This is a genomic window from Frankia sp. AgB32, from assembly GCF_023243045.1.
In the GTDB taxonomy this organism is placed as follows: Bacteria; Actinomycetota; Actinomycetes; order Frankiales; family Frankiaceae; genus Frankia.
Genome location: NZ_JALKFX010000125.1, coordinates 1 through 5,037, shown reverse-complemented (window position 1 = coordinate 5,037; position 5,037 = coordinate 1). Strand labels below are relative to the sequence as shown.

At 67.7% G+C, this 5,037-nt stretch carries 4 protein-coding genes and 1 pseudogene; all 5 read left to right on the top strand.

Translation table 11 applies throughout. The features are described 5' to 3' along the window. The first annotated feature begins 64 nt into the window (after positions 1–64). The 5 genes and pseudogenes from MXD60_RS25785 (at position 65) to MXD60_RS29570 (ending at position 4,892) form a co-directional block, all read left to right on the top strand. A complete protein-coding gene (locus MXD60_RS25785) occupies positions 65–889 on the top strand; it encodes a methyltransferase domain-containing protein (protein WP_248822206.1) in 825 nt (274 codons plus the stop codon). Positions 890–1,595: 706 nt separating this feature from the next. Next, entirely contained in the window at positions 1,596–3,392 is a 1,797-nt protein-coding gene (locus MXD60_RS25780; protein ID WP_248822204.1) for a flavin-containing monooxygenase, read from the top strand. 176 nt (positions 3,393–3,568) lie between these two features. Continuing rightward, positions 3,569–3,985 (top strand): cupin domain-containing protein, encoded by a 417-nt coding sequence (locus tag MXD60_RS25775; RefSeq protein ID WP_248822202.1) that lies wholly within the window; start codon positions 3,569–3,571, stop codon positions 3,983–3,985. A gap of 70 nt (positions 3,986–4,055) precedes the next feature. Further along, positions 4,056–4,400: pseudogene (locus MXD60_RS30105) on the top strand (hypothetical protein); the annotation flags it as partial. Between the two features lie 48 nt (positions 4,401–4,448). After that, positions 4,449–4,892, top strand: a complete 444-nt coding sequence (locus MXD60_RS29570) for a TetR-like C-terminal domain-containing protein (protein WP_248822200.1) — start codon at positions 4,449–4,451, stop codon at positions 4,890–4,892. Positions 4,893–5,037: the final 145 nt, after the last annotated feature.

The window sequence follows — 5,037 nt, the reverse complement described above, 5'->3', positions numbered from 1 at the left end:
TCGGGAATGGAGGTGGCAACAGGCCGGATTCGGACCCGGAAAACAACGGCCATAAGCTGACCACATGAGTGATGAATCGAACTCCGAGAGTGGCATTACGGCCTACGCGCTACGGATCAGTGACGCTGAGGTCGAGCGCTACCAGCTGATGGCCCGGCGGGCGGTGCGCGCCGAGGCCGAGGTCTGGGCCGAGTGCGGCATCGGGCCCGGGGCCCGGATCGTCGATCTCGGCTGCGGACCGGGAGCGGTCTCGGTCGAGATGGCCAGGCTGGTCGGTGCCGCCGGCGCCGTGGTGGGGGTGGACCAGGACGCGCCGTCACTGGCGGCGGCGGAGGAGCTGGGGCGGCGCGCCGGGGTTGGCAACGTCGAATGGGTCCACGCGGACGCGGCCGACACCGGTCTGCCGTCCGGTTTCGACGTCGTGATGGTGCGCCACGTCCTCGTCCACGCGGGCTCGCAGATCAACGCGATCATCGGGCATGCGATCGCCCTCCTTCGCCCGGGCGGATGCCTGTACGTGATGGACGGCGACGCCGCCGCGCTGCGCTTCGATCCGGTCGACGTCGACTTCGCCGACCTCTACGCGCGCTACGCCGAGTTCCATGCGCGCGCCGGAAAGGCCCTCGCGCTCGGGCCGCAGCTCGGATCGATCCTGCGAGCGGCCGGCCTGGAGGTCATCCACCGGCACGGCGGCTATGAGGTGGTCTCCCCTGTTCTCGGGGGTGGCGGCCCATGGGCCGCCCGGGACGCGATGGTCGCCGCCGGGATGGCCACCCCTGACGATCTTGCCCGGTGGCAGCGGGCCATCGAGCGGGTGGCCGCAGACCCGGGCAGTGCCCTGTTCGCGCCCCGCTTCGCCGCCGCCGGACGCAAGGCCGCGTCGGCCTGACCGGGCGCGACCCAGCAGTAAGCCGTTCGCCTGCCGGGCTGGTCACGGACCACACCCAGGTCAGCCGGGCGCACCTAGATCGCAACAGAGCTGCGGAATTGTACCCGACTCATTCAGCAGATGGCGGGCCCGACGACTGACAGATGGTGCGGAGACCCCGGTGGCGGCCGGCGAGGGCAGCCCACGACTGATCCGTCGCGGGCTGATCCAACCGCCGCTGACCCAGGAAATCAGGTGCCACACCTGCGGCGCAACCCGCGGATCGACGGATCTTGAGCGTGGAGTCAGTCGCACCACTTGCTGGCACCTTCGGGGGATGTACAGGTCTACCATCGGCTAATTAACGTACTAAGCGTCCACTATTACCTAGGTCACGCGGTGCAGGGCGACCCACCCCGGGGCCAGCCTCGACGCCGCCAGCCCGCCACACCAGGCGGAACGGGCATGAGCTGCGACCGAGAGTCGAAGGGGAAGATCGATGGGCCCTCGTACCGGCCGATCCCGACCCGAGCGAACCGCTCCCAGCCGCACGACGCTGACAGCCCGGCCGACGTTGACGGTCCAGTCGACGCCCGCGGCCCGGCCCGTCGGGGCGGCATCGGCGCCGACCGCCCACTCGATGCGAGACGTTCCTCGACCAGGAACAGGTACGCACATCCAGTCCCACGTCGTAAACGGCTTACCAGTCCGTGGTGAGAGGATCTGGATGGTCCAGGCAGACGAAAATTCGTCGCAACCCTACTTAGACGAGATCAAGGAAAAGTACCGCGCCGAGCGGGAAAAGCGCTTACGACCGGACGGCACCGACCAGTACCGCGACTTCAAGGACATCTTCGCGGATTTCGACCGCGATCCCTACGCCGATCCCGACTTTCACCGCGAGCCGGTGGTCGAGGAGACAACCGTCGCGATGATCGGCGGCGGACTGGGCGGCCTGGTGACCGCCGCCCGCCTGGTGGAGTTCGGTATCACCGATCTCCGCATCATCGACAAGGCAGGGGACTTCGGCGGCACCTGGTACTGGAACCGCTATCCCGGGGCAGCCTGCGACACCGAGTCCTACATCTACCTGCCGCTACTGGAAGAAACTGGCTACATCCCGACCGAGAAATACGCCAAGGCACCGGAGATCTTCGCTCAGTGCCAGCGCATCGGCCGCCAGTACAATCTTTACCCGTCCGCCCTCTTCCAGACGGTGGTAGAAGGCGTTCGCTGGCAGGACGACAGCAGCCGCTGGGAGATCACGACCAATCGGGGCGACCGTATCCGGGCCCGTTTCATCGTCATCGCGGGCGGCATTCTCCACAAGGCGAAGCTTCCTGGAATCCCCGGCATTGAGACGTTCAAGGGCCGCAGTTTCCACACCAGCCGCTGGGACTACTCCTACACCGGGGGCAGCCCGACGGAGCGGATGGCGGGGCTGGCCGACAAGCGGGTGGCCGTGATTGGTACCGGGGCGACCTCGGTGCAGGTAATCCCCCGGCTCGCCGAGACGTCGCAGCAGCTTTACGTGTTCCAGCGGACGCCGTCCGCGGTAGGGGTCCGCGGCAACCAGCCGACCGATCCGGAGTGGGCGAAGACCCTCGAACCGGGCTGGCAGCGGGCCCGGATGGAGAACTTCACCCGCATCGTCTCCGGCGAGGAGCAGAGCGAGGACCTGGTCAACGACGGCTGGACCGAGATCTTCGGCCGCAATCCGAACGCCTTCGGCGTCTCCAGCGACACCGAGGAAGCGCTCGACCTGGTGGGGATGGAGTCGATCCGCGCCCGCATCGACGACGTCGTCACGGATCCCGCCACGGCCGCCGCCCTCAAGCCCTGGTACAATCGGATGTGTAAGCGCCCCTGCTTCCACGACGAGTATCTGCCGGCTTTCAACCGTCCGAACGTGAAGCTGGTCGATACCGAAGGAAAGGGCGTAGAGCGCATCACCGAGGACGCCGTCGTGGTCGACGGCGTGTCCTATCCGGTGGACTGCATCGTCTACGCGTCCGGGTTCGAGGTGAGCACCGCGCACACCAGCCGCCTCGGTTTCGAGATTCACGGCCGTGACGGCATCAGTCTCACGGATGCCTGGGCCAACGGACCGGCGACCCTGCACGGGCTGACCGCCCGGGGCTTCCCGAACCTGATGATCTTCCACACCGTTCAGGCCGCCGCCGCGATCAACTTCGCCCACCTTTCGAGCGAACAGGCCCTGCATGCCGCCTCGCTGATCGCGACCTGCCAGAAGAACGGCATCGAGCAGTTCGAGGTCACCGCCGAAGCGCAGGAGGCCTGGTACCAGACGCTGATGGCGCACCTCGGCGCCCAGGCCATGTTCCTCGCCACGTGCACTCCCGGCTACTTCAACGCGGAGGGACGCCTGGACATGACCGAGGCGGCAATCCACGGAATCCCGTTCTTCGGCCCGACCAGCGATTACATACAGTTCCTTCAGGACTGGCGCGCCGCCGGCGACCTACCCGGCCTGGAGACCCGCCAGGCCGCCGCCAAGGACTGATCCCTGAATTCCGGCGGTACCGGTTCTCCGCCAGCGCACCCGCCTTCTCCACGTGTTGGGCGCTGACCGGCAGGATCGTGCGCCGGTGCCCGGCCAGCCAGCTGACAGGGCGACAACCAACCCACCAAGAACGACGCGGCGATCGGCCCGTCGAGTTCCAGATCAGGAGTATGGACATGCCGCACGCACGCCCCGAAGACCTGTCGCCCGGTGGAAACGGCCGTTGGCCCTTCGCCGGCGAAGCATTCCGGACCGAGAAGTGGGGTGACATGGAGGTCGGCCTCACCACGGTCGACGCGCCGATGGACGTCACCGAGAGTTACCGAATCGGCGGCATGCCGGGCAACGTCTGTCCGTGCCCGCACTACGGCTACATCTTCTCGGGCACGATCCGCGCGGTCTACCCGGACAGCGATATCCCGGACGAGGTCGCCACGGCCGGCGAGGCCTACTTCTTCCCGGCCGGTCATGTGCTGGTCTACGAAGAGCCGACCAAGGCCCTCGAGCTGAACCCCGCCTACGCGTTGACGCAGTGCATGGACGCGATGGCCCGCGCGGCGGAGCGGTTGATGGCGCAGTCCACCGACGGCTGAGGTCGAGGTCGGACGGTCCCGCCGGGCGGGACGACGCGGTACTCGTGCGTCGTCCCGCCCGCGCGGGACCGTGCTCCGCCACCATACGGCGCTCCCCCGCCAGACCGTGTCGGCGCCGTCAGTACGCTTTCGGGTGGGAGCACGGCCTCTCCTTCCTCCGCTTCAGTACGGGAGGTGTTTCTTGAGAGCGGACGAGCAGTCGCAGGCAACTGTTCCGCCTGACGGGCCGGAAACCGGGGGCACCGAGTTCACGAGGTCACGTGGACAGTCCCGACTGGGTCCGGCCACGACCGGAAAGCAGCGCGGTCGGCCGCGGAGCACTCTGCGGCATCACGCGATCCTCGAAAGCACCCGGTCGTTACTGGTCAACGGGACCTACGATCAGCTCACCATCGAGGCAATAGCCGCCGGCGCCGGGGTCAGCAGGCAGACCGTGTACAAATGGTGGTCGTCGAAGGCGGCAGTGGTCACCGAGGCCATCATCGAGGGCTATCTCCAGCCGACGCCGGTCAATCCCCCGGCCGACACCGGCGACATCGCGGTTGACCTGCGCACCTGGTTCCACTCGCGGATCAGGCAACTCGCCGACCCGTCGGCCGCGGCGCTGATCCGCGCCATGACGATCGCCGCGGCCGACAACGACGACTCGGACCGGCTCTACGCTCTGCTGGCCGAACCGCACCGACAGTACCTGCTGACCCGGCTGGCCGCCGCCGTCCAGCAGGGTCAGCTCCGCGGCGACGCCGATCCGGAAGCCGCGGTCGACGCGATCATCAGCGCGATCCTGCTCTACACCCTGCACCGCGGCGACCCGACCATCCACCAGCGCGCCGAGAACCTGATCAACATTCTCCTCGGCGGCATGACGGCTGACGAGACGGTCCGGCCATCGCGGCCCTCCCCCTGACCCCAGGGAGCTGCCGGAAAACAACTTCGACTTTTGATCATGCTCTGTGGGGGTAGGGTTCCGGGGGTGGAAGGGACCGAAGTGGTCCTGGCGGAGAAGCTCGCGGTGTTGCTGCCGCATCTGGACGAGCGTCGGCGGCGGCTGG